Source organism: Chitinophaga sp. RCC_12, from assembly GCF_041360695.1.
Taxonomy (GTDB): Bacteria; Bacteroidota; Bacteroidia; order Chitinophagales; family Chitinophagaceae; genus Chitinophaga.
Map to the genome: position 1 here is coordinate 20,602 of NZ_JBFUPS010000009.1, position 22,721 is coordinate 43,322.

At 45.5% G+C, this 22,721-nt stretch carries 18 protein-coding genes; 14 read left to right on the forward strand and 4 right to left on the reverse strand.

Annotated elements, in window-relative coordinates; translation table 11 throughout:
• The first annotated feature begins 19 nt into the window (after window positions 1-19).
• From AB6805_RS23525 to AB6805_RS23535, 3 genes are all read left to right on the forward strand, one after another.
• Window positions 20-2,170: a carbamoyltransferase gene (locus AB6805_RS23525; RefSeq protein ID WP_370911900.1), complete on the forward strand. Its 2,151-nt coding sequence runs from the start codon at window positions 20-22 to the stop codon at window positions 2,168-2,170.
• Between the two features lie 106 nt (window positions 2,171-2,276).
• Window positions 2,277-3,320, forward strand: a complete 1,044-nt coding sequence (locus AB6805_RS23530; RefSeq protein WP_370911901.1) for a glycosyltransferase family 2 protein — start codon at window positions 2,277-2,279, stop codon at window positions 3,318-3,320.
• A gap of 78 nt (window positions 3,321-3,398) precedes the next feature.
• A complete protein-coding gene (locus AB6805_RS23535; RefSeq protein ID WP_370911902.1) occupies window positions 3,399-4,463 on the forward strand; it encodes a TauD/TfdA family dioxygenase in 1,065 nt (354 codons plus the stop codon).
• Window positions 4,464-4,484: 21 nt separating this feature from the next.
• Here AB6805_RS23535 and AB6805_RS23540 read toward each other — a convergent pair whose 3' ends face one another.
• Together AB6805_RS23540 and AB6805_RS23545 are read right to left on the reverse strand one after the other, a co-directional pair.
• On the reverse strand, window positions 4,485-5,231 hold the full coding sequence (locus tag AB6805_RS23540) for a hypothetical protein (RefSeq protein WP_370911903.1): 747 nt from the start codon (window positions 5,229-5,231) through the stop codon (window positions 4,485-4,487).
• Window positions 5,232-5,401: 170 nt separating this feature from the next.
• Window positions 5,402-5,557, reverse strand: coding sequence for a hypothetical protein (locus tag AB6805_RS23545; protein WP_370911904.1), 156 nt, complete (start codon window positions 5,555-5,557; stop codon window positions 5,402-5,404).
• A gap of 287 nt (window positions 5,558-5,844) precedes the next feature.
• On the opposite strand from AB6805_RS23545, the gene AB6805_RS23550 reads away from it, so the two are divergent.
• A complete protein-coding gene (locus AB6805_RS23550) occupies window positions 5,845-6,300 on the forward strand; it encodes a protein-disulfide reductase DsbD domain-containing protein (RefSeq protein ID WP_370911905.1) in 456 nt (151 codons plus the stop codon).
• Between the two features lie 113 nt (window positions 6,301-6,413).
• On the opposite strand, the gene AB6805_RS23555 is transcribed toward AB6805_RS23550, so the two are convergent.
• Together AB6805_RS23555 and AB6805_RS23560 are read right to left on the reverse strand one after the other, a co-directional pair.
• Entirely contained in the window at window positions 6,414-6,809 is a 396-nt protein-coding gene (locus AB6805_RS23555; RefSeq protein ID WP_370911906.1) for a nuclear transport factor 2 family protein, read from the reverse strand.
• Window positions 6,810-6,866: 57 nt separating this feature from the next.
• Window positions 6,867-7,295 carry an EthD family reductase gene (locus tag AB6805_RS23560; protein ID WP_370911907.1) on the reverse strand — a complete coding sequence of 143 codons (429 nt, stop codon included), beginning with the start codon at window positions 7,293-7,295 and terminating at the stop codon, window positions 6,867-6,869.
• A gap of 242 nt (window positions 7,296-7,537) precedes the next feature.
• On the opposite strand from AB6805_RS23560, the gene AB6805_RS23565 reads away from it, so the two are divergent.
• From AB6805_RS23565 to AB6805_RS23610, 10 genes are all read left to right on the forward strand, one after another.
• On the forward strand, window positions 7,538-8,125 hold the full coding sequence (locus AB6805_RS23565; RefSeq protein ID WP_370911908.1) for an RNA polymerase sigma factor: 588 nt from the start codon (window positions 7,538-7,540) through the stop codon (window positions 8,123-8,125).
• 64 nt (window positions 8,126-8,189) lie between these two features.
• Entirely contained in the window at window positions 8,190-9,401 is a 1,212-nt protein-coding gene (locus AB6805_RS23570) for a FecR family protein (RefSeq protein WP_370911909.1), read from the forward strand.
• A gap of 228 nt (window positions 9,402-9,629) precedes the next feature.
• Window positions 9,630-12,932, forward strand: coding sequence for a SusC/RagA family TonB-linked outer membrane protein (locus AB6805_RS23575; RefSeq protein WP_370911910.1), 3,303 nt, complete (start codon window positions 9,630-9,632; stop codon window positions 12,930-12,932).
• Between the two features lie 10 nt (window positions 12,933-12,942).
• Window positions 12,943-14,400 (forward strand): RagB/SusD family nutrient uptake outer membrane protein, encoded by a 1,458-nt coding sequence (locus tag AB6805_RS23580; RefSeq protein ID WP_370911911.1) that lies wholly within the window; start codon window positions 12,943-12,945, stop codon window positions 14,398-14,400.
• Window positions 14,401-14,432: 32 nt separating this feature from the next.
• Window positions 14,433-15,200 carry a hypothetical protein gene (locus AB6805_RS23585; RefSeq protein WP_370911912.1) on the forward strand — a complete coding sequence of 256 codons (768 nt, stop codon included), beginning with the start codon at window positions 14,433-14,435 and terminating at the stop codon, window positions 15,198-15,200.
• 29 nt (window positions 15,201-15,229) lie between these two features.
• Window positions 15,230-16,165, forward strand: a complete 936-nt coding sequence (locus AB6805_RS23590) for an ABC transporter ATP-binding protein (RefSeq protein WP_370911913.1) — start codon at window positions 15,230-15,232, stop codon at window positions 16,163-16,165.
• A complete protein-coding gene (locus AB6805_RS23595; protein WP_370911914.1) occupies window positions 16,165-18,489 on the forward strand; it encodes a Gldg family protein in 2,325 nt (774 codons plus the stop codon). The genes AB6805_RS23590 and AB6805_RS23595 overlap by 1 nt, the downstream gene beginning before the upstream one ends.
• Window positions 18,490-18,523: 34 nt before the next feature.
• Window positions 18,524-19,837: a DNA mismatch repair protein gene (locus tag AB6805_RS23600; protein WP_370911915.1), complete on the forward strand. Its 1,314-nt coding sequence runs from the start codon at window positions 18,524-18,526 to the stop codon at window positions 19,835-19,837.
• Window positions 19,834-21,153: a DNA mismatch repair protein gene (locus AB6805_RS23605; RefSeq protein ID WP_370911916.1), complete on the forward strand. Its 1,320-nt coding sequence runs from the start codon at window positions 19,834-19,836 to the stop codon at window positions 21,151-21,153. Before AB6805_RS23600 ends, AB6805_RS23605 begins: the two co-directional genes overlap by 4 nt.
• A 54-nt stretch (window positions 21,154-21,207) precedes the next feature.
• Window positions 21,208-22,686, forward strand: coding sequence for a S41 family peptidase (locus AB6805_RS23610; RefSeq protein WP_370911917.1), 1,479 nt, complete (start codon window positions 21,208-21,210; stop codon window positions 22,684-22,686).
• The last annotated feature ends 35 nt before the right edge of the window (window positions 22,687-22,721 follow it).

A 22,721-nucleotide genomic window follows, 5' to 3' on the forward strand; every position in this document is an offset into this window, starting at 1 on the left:
CAATAACTTATCAAATCGTATGAGTAAACCAATTTATGTACTTGGTACAAACCTTTCGCACGATGGGTCAGCCTGCCTGTTAAAGGATGGGGAGATTTGTGTGGCTATTGAAAAGGAGAGGATAACAAGGAAAAAGCATGACGGAATGAATGACACCGCTGCTATTCAATACTGTTTGAATGCGGCCGGCATCACTATAAATGAGGTGGACCTGGTTGTTCAGAATGCGCTTTATGGCGGAAGCTTCGATTATGGTAATGGAAGTTTCAAAGGTCCCAGGATTTTTACGGACGATGTAAAAGTTCCTGTCGTCACCATTTCTCATCACCTGGCGCATGCCTATAGTACCATTGGTACCAGCCCGTTTGAGGGAGATTTTAATGTACTGGTGATAGATGGATCGGGAAGTCCTTTCTGCGAATGCATAGACCTGGAAGGAGCATTCATTCCTGACAATGAAAAAATTCATGCAGATGTATCCCACTTGTATTTTGAGAAAGATAGCTTTTATACCTATCAGAACGGGTGCCTTACACCTGTTATAAAAGATTTTTCCCCTTACGGGGTTTTCTATAAAAATGCGCCGGTAGCACCTTATACCATGCATTCTCTGGGAAGTGCCTATCAGGCTATCAGTCACTATTGCTTCAGGAATATGAGTGACGTAGGAAAGCTGATGGGACTTGCCCCATATGGGAATCCTGGTGTGATAAAGGAGGATATATTTCACCTGCGGGACGGCCGGGTTTTTATTAACTATGATTTGATGAAGTCACTGAACAGACCGGCCGGTACGCATAGTGAATTTAAAAGAAACTTTACCTACTATGCCAATATTGCGTATAAAATGCAGGAGGAGATAGAAAAGGCAATTTTATACCTGGTGGAAGACCGGCTAAACAGGGGAGTGGGAAACAAATTATGCTATGCCGGCGGCGTAGCATTGAATGCGGTAGCCAATAACCTTATTTTGAAAAATACCAGGGTCAGTGATTTGTATATTCAGCCTGCCGCCGGTGATAACGGTATTGCTATCGGGTGTGCTTATTATGGCTGGCTGGAAGTAATGAAAAGGGAGCGGAAAATAAAGGCGTCCAGGTCTACCTGCTTTGGCCAAACCTATTCGCAGGAAGAAGTAAAGAAGGCCATCTACTCCTATTCCAATACGCATCACCGGGATAATATCAGGACGCGCATCGACAACTTTTTCCGTTTGATAAAACAGCATGCTGCCGCCGGGAAGGCGAAGGGAGCGGTAAGCCTGATTGAATTCAACATCAGTGATTACTGCAGATACCAGCTGAAGGTCAGTGACAGCGGGGTTTATATAGAAGTGGATGGTGAAGGCCGTGCGGATTGCATTGTAAACATTGATGCGCATCAGTTGGGAGCTGTGATTATGGATCCTTTATATTCCGGTATTTTACTGGATGCAGGCAATGTACAGGTATCTCATCCTCCGTCTATTGGCCTCCTCGGTAAAGTGGTGGACCTGGGAAAAGTATTTGGCAACAAAGAGCTTTTTAACGGAACGCTCCACAGAAGTATTATAGAGCAGGTTATTTACAGTGATAATTATATCAAACAGGCAGCGCAACTGCTGGCAGCAGGGAAGGTGATTGGTTGGTTTCAGGGAGGGTCTGAATTTGGGCCGCGCGCCCTGGGCAGACGCAGCATATTAGCTGATCCCCGGAATAGTGGCGTACGGGATTATATTAATACGGAGATCAAGTTCAGGGAAGACTTCCGTCCTTTTGCCCCTGCTGTATTACGTGAAGATGTAGGAACATATTTTATGACCGACCGGGAGAGTCCTTATATGATCCTGGTAGATGATGTAAAGCCGGAATGGCATCAGCAGATACAAAGTATTGTGCATCGCAATAATACTTCCAGGATACAAACTGTAACAGCAGATTGGTCACCTGAGTTTTATCAGCTCCTGGTTGAATTTAAAGCATTAACCGGTATCTCACTGCTGCTGAATACATCGCTGAACAAACGGGGAATGCCTATTGTAGAAACGCCGGCAGAGGCCCTTGACTTCTTTCATTCCTGTAAGTTAGATCACCTGGTGATCGGCAATTATATTGTTGGAAAAGAGCTGCCGCCAGAGAATAATGGTCCGGCTAATCATTTACTGGCAGTAAACAGCAGCGTTTCGGAATAGGATGATCTGCTGTATTAAAATCTAAAATATGCTGGAGAACGAGCTTGTTAAACAAAGAGCACTCTCTGAATATGGTCCGTGGAAAATATCATTCTGCATAATCTGTATGAACAGATTATACCATTTAAAGGAAACCTTGTTAAAGAATCTTACTAATAATACCGGGTATCCGGGGCTGGAAGTATTGTTGCTTGATTATAACTCGGGCGACGATATGGAGCAATGGGTAAAGAACAATTTATCGGATCACATAGAAAGAGGGGCATTAGTTTACTATAAAACATTTGATCCTTTGGAGTTCAACCATAGCCATGCCAAAAATATGGCGTTCAAACTTGCCTCCGGTAATATTGTTTGTAATATAAATGCGGACAATTTCACAGGAAACAGGTTTGTATATTATATCGATGAGGTTTTCAGGACGAATAAAAAGGTGTTTATGAGACCTTTGGGGTTACATCCCGGTGTAGCGGGCGTTGTATGTGTGAACAAGGCCGACTTCCTGCATGTAGGTGGGTTCGATGAAAGGATGTCTGTTTACGGATGGGAAGATGTAGACTTCAGAAACCGCCTCCGGCTTGCGGGCGTAGAGGAATGGAAGATCAGGGAGAAATTTTACCTTGATGCCATTGGTCATGAAGAGAAGTATGACAGGCAAAAACTCCTTTCCAGGATAAAAGCTGCTTATGTAAGTGAAGTCAATCCCGTTAATGCGGTTACTACAAAGGTGTTGATATTATTTGAGGATTACAGATTCAAATATGGTACTGTGATAAATAATAAGAGAAAAGGAGGGCAATTCGAGTACCTGTTTGATCTGGAAGAAATTTGTTGGACAGAAGGGTATTGGCAAAAAGAGGGTGGCGATCTGAAGTTGCTGGATGAAGCCCGCGATGTTGTATATGACGCAACTATATTTGATGGCCGCAATATACGATTACCCGATAATAATGCCGGAAGTGTGTTGTTGTATCGTGTGACAGACGAGTATGTACTCAATATGATAAGCTACTTTGAGATGGATTATCGTAATCGTACAATTATGATTAATAATATGGAACGCAAGGCAGTTGCAGTGAATAATGGGATGTTTGGGCAGGGACGTGTTTTTAAAAACTTCAATTACGAAATGAAGATAGATATGGAGTAAATAATTTTGCAAGATGGGATACGCAGGCAATAATATTTGGCGGGGCTATTGGCTTTTAATCATCATTAAAGTAAAATAATGGAAAGCAATTTTTCGGACAATATAGCTTCAGGTCCGGCAACGACCATAGACACCGTCATTTACGGTGTGAACAGATCATCCCTGAATGATGAAACCAGGCTCATGCCTCTTGTAATCAGTTCTTCGCAGCCTAACGGGGATCTTGTAAGTTGGATGAACGCCAATAAGACAGTTTTTGAATCCGATCTGGTAAAACACGGAGGCATACTGTTCAGAGGTTTTAATATCAGGACCTCTGCGGACTTTAAAGAATTCATGAATTGTTTTAACACTGATCCGCTTCCTTATCTGTTCAGGTCTTCCCCAAGAAAAGAACTTTCATCTGATATCAAAAATATTTACCTGTCTACAACATATCCGCAGGAGAGGCCCATTAACATGCATAATGAAACTTCATACAGTCGCGTATGGGGAAGGAAGATCGTTTTCTGTTGTCTTGTGCCTGCTGAAAAGGGTGGGGAGACACCCCTGGCAGATTCTCGCCTTGTACTGTCTGATATTCCTCCGGAGCTGCTGACCAGGTTCCGGGAAACAGGGGTAAAGTATCGCCGGAATTTGTCGGAGGGACTTGGAATGCCCTGGCAGGAAGTGTTTCAGACAAACGACAAAGAGGAGGTTTTAGGTATATGTAAAAGAAATGACATTACCTGCGTTTTTACGGGCAGGAACGATGCTGTTATAGAATGGGTGAAACCTGCTGTTTACCGTCATCCTGTTTCCGGAGAGGAGATGTGGTTCAATCATGTCCTTTTCTTTAATAAATATGCCCGTTACGAGGAAGTAGGGCTTGATCATAATAGTTATCTGCCGGAGGATTATCTCAGCTCTGATACCTTTTTCGGGGATGGTTCAGATATCAGCTATAACCAATACCGGAGCATATGGGAAGCGTATGAAAAAAATAAAGTAGTATTTTCTTATCAGCAGGGAGATATTATTTTTCTCGACAACATGCTTACCTCACATGGCAGGAATCCGTATTCCGGCGAAAGGGTAATAGCTACTGCCATTATAGAAGCTTCGTATGATGAGGGATACTCAGCTGTATCCTTTAATGTATAGTATTCTCTTGGGTTTACGCTGCTACTCAAATGACGCACTTCTTTCAATACTTCCCATAATACTGATACTACTGCCTTTGGCCAGCTCAGGACTTACTTTCCCCATCTTTTGAGCAATGAATCTGAACGAGAGTATGTTGACCTGGTGCGTTGGACTATCAAAGGTTGACTTAGATACCACATGACGCCCTTCAGAATGAATGCTGATCGTATCTGGCATATGCTCCTCATAGGTAGTAATATTGGGCTCCTCCTGTTTTTTTACTTTCAGGGTTCTCTCGATGGCCAGGTAATTTACGCCGGTCAGCTCTTTCCAGGTTATTTCATAATCCTTATTTAGATTTCCCTTTTCTGTATAACTGATGTTTTGACCATTCACCAGGTCAAGGGCATCCACCCCGGCCAGGAATGATTTTTTACCATCCGGAAGCACTATTTCAAAATTGAATTGATTGTTTTTAGGATTGGCACTATCCTTTAAATAATAGGTGCTGGATGTGTAATAGAGCCCTTGTCTGACCGTGTATTTTACTTCGTCCCCGTTCACATAAATTTTGATAGAATCGTTTTTAATGGTCTTTCCCTCTTCATCGGACAAAACGACCACCACCTGGTTTTCGATCTTGCTATGTAAACGTTGCGTGATATTGATTTCTGCGCGTATAAGCGATAGGCTGGCTATAGGGCCTTTAGACAATTTTGATTCATTGCACGACAGTGCAACGATCAGCATGCAGAAGATAGGGAATAGTTTTTTCAATTTTGCCATGATTGTACCGTGTTATCATCTGTTGTGAGATGTTTATCTGGGTGGATGTTTTGTTGATTCAATCTTTAAAGCTTTCTCAATGGGGACAAATCCGTTCCCCCTTTTCACTTTTGATGCTATCAACACTTTCATAGGAAAACCGAGAAAGTGCTCCCGGCCGGTGATGTATACTACCGCACCCGGTAACCGGTGGCTACTGCCGGCAGTCGCATTCTTTTATCAATAAACGGCAGCACACTGACCACCAGGTATAACAGCACCCCGGTTATCACTGGTAGCATCGCCGCAAGCACATACATTAGTTTTTTACCGGTTTCTTTCTTCATTGATTAACGGCACTGGTTTTTATTTTCATCTCCGACTGCATATACAGCAGGTATAGCACTTTTTGTACGACATGCCTTAACCATTGAATCTTTTTTGATGGCAATTTGAAATTACTTTGAAAGTAGTATTTTTTGTGGTAATCCAATATGATAGTTTAGATTAATTATGGAATGACCTGAAATTTTTTTTAATGAAGGTAGGGACGAACGGTTGTTTTGATACTTTATTAGTGAGTAGTGTGTAATTACAGTACTAAAAAATGAATGGTGAATCAATAAACATATATATGAGACATGTATTGGTTGCAGTTTTCCTGCTTTTACTATCCCATCTTGCCAGTGCGCAAATCGAGAACCCCGTAAAATGGACATTTAGCGCAAAGAAAATCGATGCAAAGCGAATCGAACTGCAAATGACAGCGAATATTGATGTACGCTGGCATATCTATGCTCAGGAAACCGGAGAAGGCCCCATTCCTACTTCATTCCGGTTTAATAAGAATCCGTTGGTTACGTTCGTGGGAAAAGTTGAGGAATCCGGAACTTTGAAGAAAGCTTATGACGATAATTTTAAAACAGAATTGAAGTACTATGAGAGAAGAGTTAATTTTATTCAGCAGATAATGCTAAAGGGGAAGGCTGCCACTAAAATTAAAGGATGCGTGGAATTTATGGCCTGTGACGACCACCAATGTTTGCCGTCAAAAGTAGTGGAGTTTTCACTTAGTGTTGGCGGAAAGTAGTGCTGTGATCACCTGACTTTAGAAAAACCCGTCTCTACTGAGTAGAAACGGGTTTTTGTTTTTAACCTATAATTCTTTCTATAGAAGCAGGAGAGGCTCCTGCCAACGACTTCTCACGGTAATTCCTGCCGGTAAGAAACCTTATCCACAATCAGCCATTTCCCGTCTAGCTTTATCAGGTTAAACCGGTCAATGAACCGAAAGGTGGCAAAAGTCAATTGCACGTGGGCAGAACCAGTATCTCCATCCCAGGTAAATGAAAGGAGTTCGGGTTGGCATTCCTGTATTGTTGCCTGGGCAACCAGGTCCAGATATTGTGGCAGTGCCCACTGAACTAACTTTCCATCTATGATGGTCCTGATGTAAGCATCGGGGTGAAACGCTGCCCGGATCCTTTCGATGTCGAGTACCGGACGTCCTTGAAGATAATCATTAAGTGTAAGTAGGATCAATTGCTTTTCCTCTTCTACATTGACCTGGCTTGTTTGGGTTTCCATTTTTTTTGCCACAAATTTATTTGTTTTTCCTTATAAATACATCCCCGGAAATAAATCGCTATGTCAGCTTTATTTTACAACTTCACTCACCAAAATGACAGGAACGACATTGGTATAGTTTATAAAATCTGCACGAATCGCATCCCTGTTTGGAGCAATAGCCGCCTGATATTCACTCAGGCTTTTTACATAGAATGTACCAATAGCCATAAAGGGTAAAGGTTGGTTTGGAATACCGCTGGAAAGTCCTTTTTCAATAGTATATTTAACCAGGTTTGCTCCTAAGAAACCAGCCACCATGGGCATATGCTTAGTTTCATAATACTCCATATTGAAAGTTTTACCCTCAGCATATGGATACATGACGGATATCTTTATTAAGCCTTTTTCAGTAACAGCAATGTCTTGATTTTGGGATTTTCCGGATGGCATATCTTGACTAAATGAAACAAAACAAGTGGTTAAAAGAAAAAACGATAAAATTAGTTTAAACTTCATGATCAGTTAACTTTAAGTTACAAACAGGAACAGAACTATCATGATCAATTTACGATTTTTGTTGATGTAGATATAGTTTTTTGGTTAGAAATATCCATTGCTGTAGGCGAATTACTTTTTGGAATACGCCGGGCTTCTTTATTTCCCCGGTAAGGCCGGGAAGAAATTCCACTCCTCAATTGCATTTTTATAGCTTGATTTTTTGACTATTTTTACATTTCAACTAAAATCGGGGTGCAAACTTGTCGCGGAAATCTTTTAATAATGAGTATCAGCTTTTGCAGGGCTTGACTTCGGGGGATACATTGCATTATTCTTATATCTTTAAAGAGTATTATAATGCCCTTTGCCACTACGCCGAATCTATCATCGGTGAGCCTGGGCATGCAGAAGATATTGTGCAGGACGTTTTTGAAAAATTATGGCAGAAGCCATATGCCTTCGAGGATCTCCGGCATCTGAAGGATTTCTTGTACAAGGCTACACGTAATGCAGCCCTTAATTTCCTGAAAGGGGCACAGCATAGCAAGGAACGCCAGGCTAAATTCCTACACGAGCAGGAAAAGGCCACCACAGGTGAGGATCTGGATATCATCCGCATGGAGGTGTTCAGGGTAATTTACCGCGAGATCAGTAACCTGCCGGAACAATGCGGGAAGATCGTCCGTATGAGTTATATCGACGGACTGAAGAACGAACAGATCGCCGAAATCCTTTCTATCTCACTCCAAACGGTTAAAAACCAGAAAACCAGGGGCATGAAGCTGCTGAGAATGCGCGTGTCGCCGGCTGTAGTAGCCTTATTTTTGTCGTTTTCCCTCCACTCATAATTTTTTTTTTGGTTCTTTTGGTACGATCGGGACACCATGTTGTAATAAGATAAACACATCAGACATGGGGTCTTCTTTAAACGATCCATTCATCATAGCTGCGCTTATTTCCCGTTCGCAACAGGGCACGCTTACCGCCGACGAGCAGGATCAGCTGGATGCGTGGATCGCTGCCAGCGACGAGAACCGGCAGTTATGGATGGAATTGAACAATACCGACATACAACAGCAAAATGTGCGGGCCATGGCCCGGTTTGATGAAACCGCTGCGATGGAACGTTTTCTTTCTAACAAACCTGCAAAATCAAATATACGCCGGATGCAGTTCCTTCGCACCTGGAAATGGGCGGCCGCGGTACTTGTGCTGGGGTTAGGCATATCCACTTATTTCCTCCTCACACCTGGTGCGCAAAATGCTGATCCTTTTGGCCGGAAATCCGCCCTGCACGACATCCCACCGGGTAAAAACGGCGCTATCCTGACACTGGCAGACGGTACGCAACTGGTACTGGATAGCCTGGGCGAAGGAAAAATCGCTACGCAAAACGGAACGCAAATTTCCCTGAACAATAACGAGCTTAAATACGACGCCTCCGCCGCAACAGACGGGGAGGCCCATAATACCATTACCACACCTAAAGGCCGCCAGTACCACGTCACTCTTCCTGATGGAACGGAAGTATGGCTGAATGCCGAGTCTTCTATACAATACCCGGTTGCTTTCAAGACGGGGGAACGAAGGGTGAAAATCAGCGGGGAGATTTATTTTGAAGTAGCCAGCAAAAGCTGGCAGCCATTTGTAGTGGAAACCGGTCAGATGAAACTGGAAGTATTGGGTACCTCATTTAATGTGAACACGTATGATGACGAAAAAACAATCCGCACAACACTATTGACCGGCGCTGTGAAAATAACGCCGCTGGCAGGCAATAAGCATACCACGCCTCCCCAGGTGCTTGTGCCCGGCCAGACAGGGGTTTTAAGCAAACCGGATGCATCGGAGGAAGCCACGTTGACCGTAACGGAAACGCCTGATGCGGGCAACGTGATCGCATGGAAAAACGGGCTGTTTAATTTTGACGGCATGGATTTATATAGTGTAATGCGCCAGCTGGAAAGATGGTACAATATAGATGTGCAATACGTTGGGAAGCCGGATAATGTCATCTTCAAAGGGAAAATGCACCGCAATACCAATTTGTCTAATGTATTAGAAGTGCTGGAAACGATGGATGTGAATTTCGAACTGAAGGGAAATATTTTGTATGTAAGATAGCAAGTAATAAAAGAGGTTGCTTAAAACGAAACCGGAAGTGCTTGCGACACTCCCGGTAGATGTTCAAGTAATGTAATCATCACAATCAGGTAAAGACTGCTTATTTATTCACTTAAACATTCCGCCCTTTATGAAAAGGACGGACGATGCAAAGCTATGCTAATTATTTCTTATTGCATACGGGTTCCCTATGGATGGAAACGTGGCTCAACCAAATCTCTGTTAGTCATGAAGCTAACATTCTTTCTCCTTACCGCTGCCCTGTTGCAGGTATCTGCCAGAGGGCTTTCACAGAGCATCAACTTTAACGGTAAAAACGTTGCACTGGAAAAAGTTTTTGCAGCTGTAGAATCGCAAACCGATTATGTTTTCCTGTACAAGGCTACCGCCTTATCGGTGGCAAAGCCGGTCACCATTACTGCCAGGGGAATTGACCTGGGAGCCTTTCTCAACAAGGTATTTGAGAACCAGTCACTGACCTACAAGATCATCGACAAAAACATCCTGGTATCCCAGAAGGAGTCCAGGCCGGCTGTAGCCAGTCCGCCCGTTGATACGGTGCCGGCGAAACAGGAATCGATCACTGTCTATGTCTATTCTTCCGGTTACACGCCGTTGGTCAGCGCTACCATTAGCAATCTTACCGACAAGCGGAATTATCTGACCGCAGGGAATGGATCGGTCCAGGTGCCGATGAAGGTGGGCGACCAGATGCGGATCAGCTATATCGGCTATGTGGACCATCTATTTAAAATAACGGAACCCATTTTTGCTGCCAGGGCATACAACACGGAGCTGGTGCTTTCCGAAAACAAACTGGATGAAGTGCAGGTGACTGTTTTGGGCACCACCAATAAAAGAATCGGCACCGCCAATATCGCTACAGTGAAAGCCAGTGATATTGAAAGGCAACCCGTCGTAAATGTGCTGGACGCGATCGCAGGCCGCGTCCCTGGCCTCCGGATCAGCCAATCGGCCAACACGGCAGGAGCGAGGAAAGTAGAGCTACGCGGACGGAATGTGCTGAACGAAAACATGTTTACGGACCCGCTGTATGTGGTTGATGGATTACCGATTGCTACTTTATCCGTTAATCCATTGGGTGCAGGCACACCTGTTAGCGGCGGTTACTCGACTACTGAAAGTCCTTTGTATATGATCAATCCCCTGGACATTGAAAGTGTGGATGTGCTGAAAGATGCGGATGCCACCGCGTTGTATGGCTCCAGGGGCGCCAACGGCGTGATCATCATCACTACCAAAAAAGGAAAGCCAGGTCCTACCCGGTTTAATGTAAGCTACTCCAAAGTGTTTTCGGGCGTGCAGCGTTACATGGATATGATGAACACGGAACAGTACCTGGCGGTGAGAAAGGAGGCAATGCTGAATGATGCAGTTCTTCCTACCCGGGATAATGCCCCGGACCTCACGATCTGGGATCCCAAGGCCTATACCGACTGGCAACGCGTCTTCTTCAAAAATGAGCAGTCGAATGATGTGCAGCTGAGTGTGGAAGGCGGATTGTTGCAGAATACCTACCGCGTGAGTGTGGGATATACCTCCACAACGGAAATGTACAACCAGGGGAGAGGAAACGATCGCCTAACAGTGGGATTGTCTTTCAATCATCGCAGCCCGAACGGCAAGCTGATGGTGGAACTTTCTTCCAACAGTACCTATTCCAACAATGAAACTGCCGCTACGTTGGACTTTTACTCGCTGGCGCCCAATGCTCCATGGATTTATGATGAGAACGGGCAATATAATTTTGAACCGTACAGGAACCAGTATGGGAGCGTTTATCCATTCAGGGATATTAAAAACTGGGGGGAGAATCAAACGCTGAAAAGCCAGACCAATGTTGGTTTTACCTACGAAATATTTAAGGACCTGACGGCAGGCGTTCGCTTTAGCGGGGAATTTTTCTCCAATAAATCCGGCTACTATATGCCTAAAGCTGGGAAAGATCCTATGTATTTTCCCATAAGCATGGCAATTTTCGGTAATGGTTCCGGAAAGAGCCTGCTGGTGAGGCCAAGTATCAACTATGTTAAACTGTTCGGCGGCGCCAGGGTGTCGGCTTCCCTGGCAGCAGACTACAGTTATGCCGATCAGGATGTGGTAACAACGATAGCGATGATGTTCTCGAACGATAACCTCATCAAGAGCTACTCGAATGCCCAGCTGGTGCAGGCGATGAATAATTATGCCCAGCTGAAAGTTGCTTCGTTGCTGGCAACGGTGGCATTCGACTGGGAAAATAAATACATCGTTAGTTTAAATGGCAGGAGGGATGGCTCGTCGCGTTTCGGTGACGGGGCCCGTTTCGGGAACTTCGGATCTGCAGGGGTTTCATGGGTTTTATCTAATGAAGAATGGTTTAAAAATGCCGGCATGGATTGGTTCTCGTTTGCCAAAATCAGGTCTACCTATGGCGTGATGGGGAATGCCAATGTGGGCGATTATCAATATCTCTCGCGCTGGTCGAACATTCCAACGGGTATCCTGGACAAACTGCCGGATTATGACGATCAGACTATTTATACGCTCATACAGCCCGTTAACCAGAAATACAGCTGGTCCAGCGCCAGCAAGTTTGAAGTAGGCGCCAGGGTGGGATTTTTCAACAGCACCGTGAACATTGAAGGTAACTTCTACATCAACAGGGACGGAAAGCAGCTGACAAGCATTACCACGCCGGCATTCACAGGGTTTCCTTCTGTGGTGGGCAACTGGCCCGCTGTTATCCGGAACAGAGGGGTGGAGCTGATGTTGGATGGAACGATTCTGAACACGAAGACCTGGGGTGTGACCGCACGATTCCAGGTAAGTAAGAACAATAATACGCTGGTAGCTTTCGAAGGGTTGGAAGATTCTCCCTACAAGGATATGTACAGGATAGGGGCTTCCGTAACCGCCAGGTCCTACTCGCATTATATCGGCATCAACCCAATGAAAGGAACACCTGAGTTTGAGGATTATAACGGGGATGGGGTGAGACCTGTCGGAATAGCTTCCACGAATTTTCCTGACACGGAGCTGGACGATCATTACCGGGTGGTTGACCTGAATCCTAAATATTTCGGTGGGATGGGCTTCCGGGTAGATTTCAAGCGGGTGTTGTCGCTGGATGCACAATTCAGCTTTGAAAATTCCCTGGTCGCGGATCAGTTGAATAACCTCGGGTATGGGAATCAGGCCAACATGGTGATGTATAAGGAGGTCCAGGACAGGCACTGGAAACAACCGGGCGACAAAGCTCTTTACACCAAGTATTCCACTTTCAACAGCGGTGGATTTTCCGGGTCGGATGCCTACTATGCCAAAGGGGCTTATGTCAGCCTGGACAATCTTAGTTTGTCGTACATGCTGCCGGTAGCATGGTTAAAGAAAGTAGGCATGACGCAGGGAACGGTCTCCGTGAATTCATCAAAGATTTTCAAATTCTCGCAATACAGGATGTCGGATGTTGAATTGGGCACTACGCCGCAGATCAGAAGAATTGCCGCAAACCTGAGATTAAGTTTCTAAAATCAATCGTATGAAAAGATTTGCTTTCAATATATATGCAACCGGTATTCTGTTGTCAGGCGTGCTGGTAACGGGGTGCAATAAATTGCTGGATATAAAGGACCCGGTAAATTCGATTACTACCAACCAGGTTTTCCAGAGCGATGATCAGGCATCCATTGCGCTTAATGGTTTGTATTCTTACCTGATCAGCGGAGGAGAACTCGAAGTTAATTCGTACGACCAGCTGGGCAGCGATTTATACAGCGCCGGGGGAATTACGCTGGCTGCCGGGCATTCGGCGGATGAATTATATCAGCCTTCGCTCAGCGGGGACTACCAGTACTATGTGGAGATGGCCGCCAGGATTACATTGCGGAACCCCGGGTATTCCACTAAAATATGGAAGACGGCCTATAAGGGAATTTTCAATGCCAATGCGCTGATAGACGGTGTAAAAGCTGCTACGTCAAACGAGTTTACGCAGGACTACCGGAAACGGGTGCTGGGCGAAGCGCTGGCGGTAAGGGCAATGGGATATTTCTACCTGGTAAACCTGTTCGAAAAAATTCCCCTCGCTTTATCCATCGATTATAATAATACAGTAAAACTCCCTTCTGCCAGCCCTGGCGCTGTATACCAGCAAATCATCAACGACCTGGAAGAGGCGTCAGGGTATCTTTCTGAAAATTACGATGGCAACAACACGGAGCGCATCCGGATCAATAAATGGTATGTTAAGGCAATGCTGGCAAGGGTATACTTGTTTACCAAGGATTATGAAAAAGCCTGGCAGCAGGCGAACGATGTGATCAGCCGGACAGATCTGTTTAAACTGGAAAGTCTGAACAGCGTGTTCAGTATATCCAGCCACGAAGTTATTTTCCAGTTGAAGCAGACCAATATTTCAGCGACGCGGCGCAATGCCACGCCAGAAGCGATTTCCATGACAGGCCGGTATCTCACGCCGGCGCTGATGAATGCTTTCGAAGCGGGCGACAACAGGAAAGCGGCATGGACGACGGCTATCACCGGCGGTACATCAATACCTGCAGGATTTTCTCCGGCCAAGTATAAAATCAATACCACCAACTTCGAATTGGGAGGGTTCAGGTCCGAATATTATGTAGTGATGCGGCTTGCAGAAATGTACCTGATCAGGGCGGAAGCGAATATGTTGCGGAGTGCGGGCAATAAAAATGCCGCGATCGATGACCTGAACGCCATCAGGGTACGCGCCGGATTGAACGGTCTTCCTTATACTTTAACCGATCAGCAGGTAACGGATGCCATCGCGCAGGAAAGGCGCATAGAGTTGTTTGCAGAGTGGGGACATCGCTGGCTGGACCTGAAAAGGACGAACAAGGCCACGCAGGTGCTTTCGGAGATATTTTACAAACAGCCGTGGAGTCAGCATCAGTTGCTATACCCCGTTCCGCCGGACGAAATTCTCCTGGACAACCATCTCTCCCAGAATGCCGGCTACTAATAAAAAGTTGATCACTATATAAATCAAGCAAGATGTTTCAATTCAGCTATAAAGAATGTTTCAAAGCGGTCCTGTTAGCCGGAGGGATGCTGATTGCCGGTACTTCCTGTAAGAAGGAGTTACGGGAAGAGATATTTCCGGCGTCTTTGACGATTGTGAATGGCGTTAACGACAATACCTCCTCTCTGTTAGCCTATTTTGGAAATTCACAGCCAAAATACTACAACAGTCTGTCATATATTGTCAGCGGCGGCTCTTTTGATTATGCTACCGATAAAATGAACCAACAGGTTACGGTATTCAGAAACTACGATACGCTCCAGCCCAATAATCCCTTTCTGAAAACCACGCTGCAACTGGAGCCTGGCGGGATCTATACGCATTTTGTGTATGGTAGTCCGGCGAAAGTGCAACAAAAAACGGTGAAGGAACAACTTCCTTCCCGTAGCCTGAATGACAGTGTGGTGAACCTCCGGATTATTAATCTTTTCGATAACAGGCCGATCGATGTGGTACAGCTGGAGCCGGTACCGGGCACTATGGTCACCGATCTCGCTTATGAACAACTATCCGGTTTTATAAAAGTTCCTGCTAATGTATCCGTGAACAACTTCCGTTTTGAAGTGCGGGATCATGCAACAGGCGTCACGCTGACCACCCTGTCCGACATAAATATTTTCCCGGGTACTACTACACAGAATACCCAATGGCTGTTTAAGGCACGTACCATGCTGGTAACCGGAACATGGACTTCAGAAGGTGTTTTTTCGGCCAGGGCAAAAACTATCGGTCATTTTTAATCCAAGTTTTTAATCATAAGTAACATTATATGCAGCCTATATTAAAGGTGGAGAACCTATCGCATAAGTATGCCAGTTCCTGGGCCATACGCGAAATAAATTTTGAGATCAATGATACCGGTGTTGTCGGATTGCTGGGTTCGAACGGAGCAGGCAAGTCTACCACTATGAATATCATTTGCGGCACCTTGCTGCAAACGGAAGGGAATGTTTCCATCAATGGGTTGAACATCAAAGATGATCCTATTGCATATAAAAAGCAGATCGGCTTTTTACCGCAGCAGGCGCCCCTGTATCTGGATTTTACCGTGCAGGAGTACCTGGAGTATTCCGCGCAGCTGAGGTTAATGGACAGGCGTCTTATCAAAAGCGCCGTGGATGAAGTGCTGGAGAAAACGTCCATTACACAGATGAGGTCACGTCTTATAAAGAATCTATCAGGCGGATACCGCCAGCGGGTGGGCATCGCACAATCCATCATCAATAAACCGAAAGTGGTAATCCTCGATGAGCCTACCAATGGCCTTGATCCCAACCAGATCATTGAAGCAAGGAAACTGATCAAGGAAATTGCGCAGGACCGTGCGGTATTGTTGTCGTCGCATGTATTGTCCGAAATTAACCTGCTCGCCAAAGAGATCATCATGATCGAATCCGGGCAGGTGGTGTTTTCTGATACCCTCGATGCTTTCAATAATATTCTTCAGCCCAATACCATGATGGTGAGAATGCTCCATATGCCTCCGCCGGAAGAATTGATGGCGATGGAAGATGTACAGAAAGTAGAGTTGCTGCCGGATAACAAATGCCGGATCTATTTCCAGCCCAACGACGATCTGGCGGAAAGAATTGTGAGGAAGAGTGCGGAGAAAAACTGGAGACTCACTTCTATTCACATCGAATCTTCCGGTATGGACAATGTATTCAAACAATTATCATCAAATTCTTCTTCAACATTACACTAATGAGAGTAGTTTTTAATATAGCGCGGGCAGAATTACGATATTTTTTCTTTTCGCCGATCGCATGGTTTATATTGATTTTATTCCTGATGTCCAGTGGGGGCATCATTATGGGAAACCTGGCGGATACCGCGTTGCAGCAGGACACCTTCCTGGAGTTGCAGGGGAGTGCTTTCAATGGTTTTCTCAATTTGCCGCTCACCCGGGTGGTGATCGGCAAAGGGCTCGATACGGTGATGATGATCTTCTTTTTGTTCATTCCGCTGTTGACCATGGGTGTGATTAACCGTGAATATTCTGCCGGAACGATTAAGTTGCTTCATTCGTCGCCTTTGAAAACACGCCAGATCGTGCTGGGTAAGTTTTTGGGTGTATACAGTTTTGTATGCCTGATGATCCTGATTTTCCTGGCGGAGGTGCTCATATTGACCTTTTCTATTAAGAATGCAGAGTTCCCGCATATTATGTCCATGGTGCTGGGGTTCTTTTTACTGGCGGCGATGTATGTGGCGGTAGGTATGTATATCTCCAGTTTAACCTCGTATCCGATTGTTGCCGGGATCGGAACATTTGTGGTGCTGATCATGTTCACCATGCTGGGTATGCTGTTCCAGGGAACGGATTACGTGCGGGATGTGACTTATTTCCTTTCCAGCTCGGGAAGAGTGGAGAGCTTTCTGTCTGGCCTGATTACCACAAAGGACCTTGTCTACTTCTTTAGCATTATTTCCCTTTTTATCATATTCACCATCATCAAAACGAAATCCGTTACCGAGTCGAAGTCGTGGCGTGTATCGGCAGGCAGATACCTGTTGGCGTTCGCGATAACGGTTGTTATACTAGTCGTTACCTCCCTGCCCAGGTTGATCGGCTATTGGGATGTAACGAGAAGCAAGATAAATACGCTGCATGAAAATACCCAGGGCGTATTGAAGCAGCTGGACGGATCACCACTGAAGGTAACGCTGTATACTAACCTGTTGGGGTATAACCTGGGCAGTGGCTTGCCTACTGCGCGCAATGCCTATCTGTGGAACTTCTGGGCCAGGTACCGCCGCTTTTATAATAATATGGAGTTTAAATATGTGTATTATTACGATGTAAACGAGGGAGACAGTTCAATATTCCAGGCATACCCGGGCAAATCGCTGGATGAAATCGCGGAGAAGTATGCGGAAATGTATAAAACCGATCTCTCGATGTATAAAAAGCCAGCAGAAATCAGGAAGATCATCAACCTGGAATCGGAAGCGAAAGGCTTATTGATGGAGGTGGAGTATAAAGGGAAAAAAACGATCCTGAGAACATACCCCGACCCGGAGGTTTTTCCCTATGAGAAACATGTTTCCGGTAGCTTGCTGCGTTTAGTGAATGATACAACGCCTACGTTTAAATTTCTTACCGGGCACTATGAGCGTTCACCGCTGAAGTTGGGCGAACGGGAATATGGGAACCATGCTGTCAATAAAGCTTCCAGGGGCGCGATGATTAATATGGGATTGAATTTCGACACCATCCCGGCGGTGGGCTCCGGCAGGTTTAAGCCCAACGATGTACTGGTGGTTTCCGATCCGAAATCAATATTGGATAATGCCATTATCGATAGCGTTAAACGGTATATCGACAATGGAGGAAATGCTATGTTCTATTCCGAACCAGGCAAGCAGTTTATCATGAACCCTATTCTGAATCATGTGGGGGTAAATGCGGATGAAGGCACCATTGTACAGGTGAACCCGCAGGATATGCCGCACAAGTTTTTAGGATTGATTGCTAAGAAAGGTTCGGATATGGCGGATGAGCAGCCGTTTTTCTACCTGAGAAACGGTATCGTCAAAGCTTGCTATACCGCTATCGTTGGTGCCAGTGTATTAAGCTATTCTGATACCACCGGATTTAAGGTAGAACAAATTACCACTTTACATAACAATGAAAATACCTGGGTAGAAAGAGGCTTGCTGGTAGTAGACTCCGCAGCGCCGGTATTCAATATCGCGGAAGGGGATTACAGGAAGGAAGCGCCTTATCCGGTGGGTCTGCAGCTTACCCGCAAAATCGGCAACAAATTGCAGAAGATCATTATTTCCAGCGATGCGGACATGATGTCTGCGGCGAGAGGGGATGGAAGGGATTATGGTAACGCGTTCTACAGCTATACGGTTGATAACAAATACCCGGTTTACCATAATTTTAAAGTGCCCACGGATATATGGCTGACGATTAAAAAGGCCCCGGCGCAAACATTGAAGACGATACTTCAATATGTTATACCTTCCCTGATCCTGGTGGCAGGTATCATCATACTGATACGAAGAAAACGCAAATAGCGGGTACTTTAACTGTTTCATAAAAAGTATAATTATGTATTTGCAGACAGATATGCAGACGATGGATGATCTGCGCTTGTTTTCGAAAGCAGACACGCAAGGTATTTACGATATTTATAATCATTCGTTTACCCGCGGCGGGCAAACCATTATGGAAGCGATGTTCAGGAAACCACTGAACAACAGGGAAGCGATCATCAAGCGGATCAACATCATTACTGCTTTCGTGAAAATGAAGGCCAGCTTTCCTTTCGATGGCGCCATGCTGGACCAGGCCGAGAAATACATCTCTTTTGACGATAACCCGGATGGCGGAACAAAAGTCACGCTCAGCGAAAAGGAAGTACAGAATGGGATTATTTCCATCATCGATCTTTTCCATGCACTCAGAAAATACCTGGAGTCGCCGGAAATGGTGGGTGTGAAGGAGCTGGAGGAAGAACGGCTGGCGGCTATCGGGGTATTGAATGACCCGGTTTTTATACCGGTGTTTAACGAAAAACCGAATGCCAGAATTTCATTCGCCGCCGTTACGGCTTTTGATGTGTTAATCCGTAGTAAGGAGAAAAGGAAGGTACTGCAACTGCTGCATTTTATTTATCATATCGATGTGTATGTTTCAGTGGCGCAGGTTACCCTGAAGCATAACATGGTATTCCCCGTTGTGCACCCGAAAGGCACCAGCATTTTAAAAGTGGATGGTGTATACCATCCGCTTTTAAAAAATGCGGTGGCCAACAGTCTGCATATGACGCCTTCCTGCAACCTGGTTTTTCTTACGGGCGCCAACATGGCCGGGAAGTCTACCTTCCTGCGTTCGTTCAGTACCGCCGTTTACATTGCGCATATGGGTTTTCCGGTGGCCGCGGCCTCCATGGAGTTTTCTGTAATGGACGGCGTATACACTACGATCAACCTGCCTGATAACCTGGGCATCGGGGCCAGCCATTTCTATGCGGAAGTATTGCGCGTGAAGAAAATAGGGCAGGAACTCAGTGAAGGAAAATCACTGTTTGTATTGTTCGATGAATTGTTCCGGGGTACGAATGTGAAGGATGCGCTGGAAGGAACCCTGGCTGTTTGTAATGCGTTTACGAACCGGAAAGACAGTAAGTTTATCATCTCCTCCCATATTATAGAAGCAGCGGACGAATTGCGGAAAAAGGAAAGCGCCGCGTTTTATTTTCTGCCCACCGTGATGAGAGGTACGGTACCTGAATACACGTATACCCTCGAGGAAGGCGTTACCAATGATAAGCATGGAATGATTATCATTAATAACGAAGGTATACTGGACATTCTCAAGCACGGAAACAAAGGCGGAAAAAAATTAAATAAGCAATTATGAGTTTTAAAATAGATCGCCAATCGATAGGGGAGCTGAACCTCATGGGGAAATTCCGTCAGGGATCGGTATACTTTTTATTCAATAAAGTGAGAACACGGATCGGGGAGAAGCTGATGGATGAGATGTTTTCCCATCCGCTGAATGATGCCAACGCGATCAACCGGCGGGTAGCGATTTTTGAGTTTTTTGAAGAGAAAGGTGTTGCATTTCCTTTTGAGGCCGACCAGGTAGCCCTGATGCGGGAATATATTGATACTACGGCGGGAAAATCGCAATGGGCGGTAGCGGTGGATATACAACTGCAAAAAGTACTGGCGGGCCTCACAAAAGACGGCCGTTTCAAAAATACGCTGCTGCAGTTGCAGGCAACGATCGTAACGCTGAAGAAGTGTTTCGGACTGCTGGAGTTGCTGAAGCTCGAAAACAGTCCTTTGCAGGACCGTGTGGAAGGCTTGCTCGCTATCATGCACCAAAAGGATATCCGCAGAATCCTGGACAGCGACATCTACAAGTCGATGTCGACGGGGACGGTATCCGAGTACGATTTCCTGCTGCGCAACAGGCACAACGAAGCTATGAAAGACGTGCTGCAGTTCATTGCGGAAACAGATGTATACATCGCGGTCAGCAATGTATCGCGGGAACGGCATTTTTGTTACGCAACGGCAGTGGAGAAAACCGAAAACCTGTTCCATGCCCGGGGGCTGAGGCATCCCTGTATTTCAAAAGCGGTGGGCAACGACATCCAAATGATGGAGGGCAGCAATGTCCTGTTTCTTACGGGAGCCAATATGGCGGGTAAGTCTACCTGGATGAAATCTATCGGCATCGGTATGTACATGGCGCATATCGGTTTCCCGGTGGCCGCTTCTGAAATGGTGTTTTCGGTACGCGAGGGCATCTTCTCCAGCATCAACGTGGCCGACAACATAGCGATGGGCTACAGCCATTTTTATGCGGAAGTAGTAAGGGTGAAGGATGCTGCGCTGGCCGCAGCCACCGGCGAACACCTGCTGCTGATGTTCGATGAATTGTTTAAGGGCACCAATGTGAAAGATGCCTTTGATGGTACCCTGGCGGTTACGAGGGGGTTCTCCGAATACAATAATTGCCTGTTTATCGTATCCACGCATATCATTGAAGTAGGGGAAGCGCTGGAAGACCTGCCCAATGTGCAGTTCCGGTTTATGCCTACTGTACTGGAAGGAAATGTACCCAGGTACACGTACACTTTGCAGGAAGGTATTACGGAAGACCGGCAGGGTATGATGATCATCGAAAACGAAGGAATTATTGCGCTTATCAATAAAATGTAGCCTGGGAGAAACGCTCACCTGATCCTATCAACTATTTAAAAAATTACAAATAGCATGAAGCAAATTTTTGCCTCAGGGATACTTATGTCCCTGCTCTCCACCTCTGTTATGGCCCAGGTACAACCTTTTACCGGGTTTACCAGGCAGGATTTGAAAGATGATTTTAAATATGCCGTTGAGCTGTTGAAGAAGCAACATCCGAATCCTTATAAGTTCACGGACACTGTTACGTTTAACCGTAGAATGGATTCCCTGATGAACAGGCTGGATAAAGATCCATCGATATTAAGTGGTTTGCGGTATTCTCCCGTACAGTTATTCAATGATGTGCATCTGAAACTGGATTATGATGAGGAGCGTGTGGTGGATGTATTATATGGTATGAATCACTTTCCCCTGGCCACTACCACTTTTAAAGACAGGATCATTGTTAATGCGAAAGGAGAAACCATTCCTTTTGGTGCAGAGATACTGAGTATTAACAAAATGCCTGCCGCAAAGCTGTTGAGCGAAATCGGCTACGCCACTTATAGCGATGGCTTTATCAGAACAGGCGCCGATCGTACCGGAACAAGTCTTAGTTTGTTTATCAGCCTCATTTTTCCGGAAGCTACCAGCTATGAGGTGGTATACAAAGCGTATGGCGCTAAAAATTCCACTACCATACAGCTGAAAGCAGTAGACGCTAAAACCGGTTATCATAACCGGGCCCTGGGAGAGCTGCCCTTTAATACTTTCCTGAAGCGTGCCTACGTAACAAAGGAATACCAGGAGAAGGAATCTACCGCCATCCTGACGGTTCTTACATTTATGCTGCAGGAAAATGCCATGTATAAGGAGCTGAACGATTTCTTCGCAGAAGTAAAGAAGCGTAATATCAGCAACGTTATCATAGATATCCGGTCGAACGGCGGAGGCAATCCGAATATGTCTGCCCTGCTGTATTCCTTTGTGGCGTTACGTCCGTTCGATAATGTGTTCAATTACCGGACAAAGAACATACAGATGCATGATCCCGAAAACCTGTTGAATGGTTACGGCACCAAGATGGCAGAAACGGAAGTAAAGGAGACGGAAAATTTCCTGAAACAACGGTTCGATTACGACAGTGCGGCAGGGTTTTACTATGGCAATGCGCGCCTGACAGAAGGTTCCATTTCCAACTATCCGCCCGATAAGAATAGCTTTAAAGGGAACGTGTATGTACTGATCAGCGGAGGCACGGTAAGTGCGGCCACCTACTTTGCGGCGCTGGTGAAGAATAACAAACGTGGAGTGCTGGTAGGCACCGAAACCGGTAGTGGCGAGGCGTCTACAACAGCCGCATGGTTCAATACCTATACACTGCCTAGAACGAAAAGCAAGTTAACCGTTCCGATGAGCGAAGTATATTTTATGAAGGCGAAGCAGGATAATGGGCGGGGCAGTCAGCCCGACAAAGAGCTGACTTTTGACGCGTTTCAGCAATATATTCGTGCGGGTAAAGATCCGGAGATTCAGTATACACTGGATATGATCCGGGCTGGTAAGTGACAGGTTCGGGGTTTGGTATGAGAAAAATTACCTGC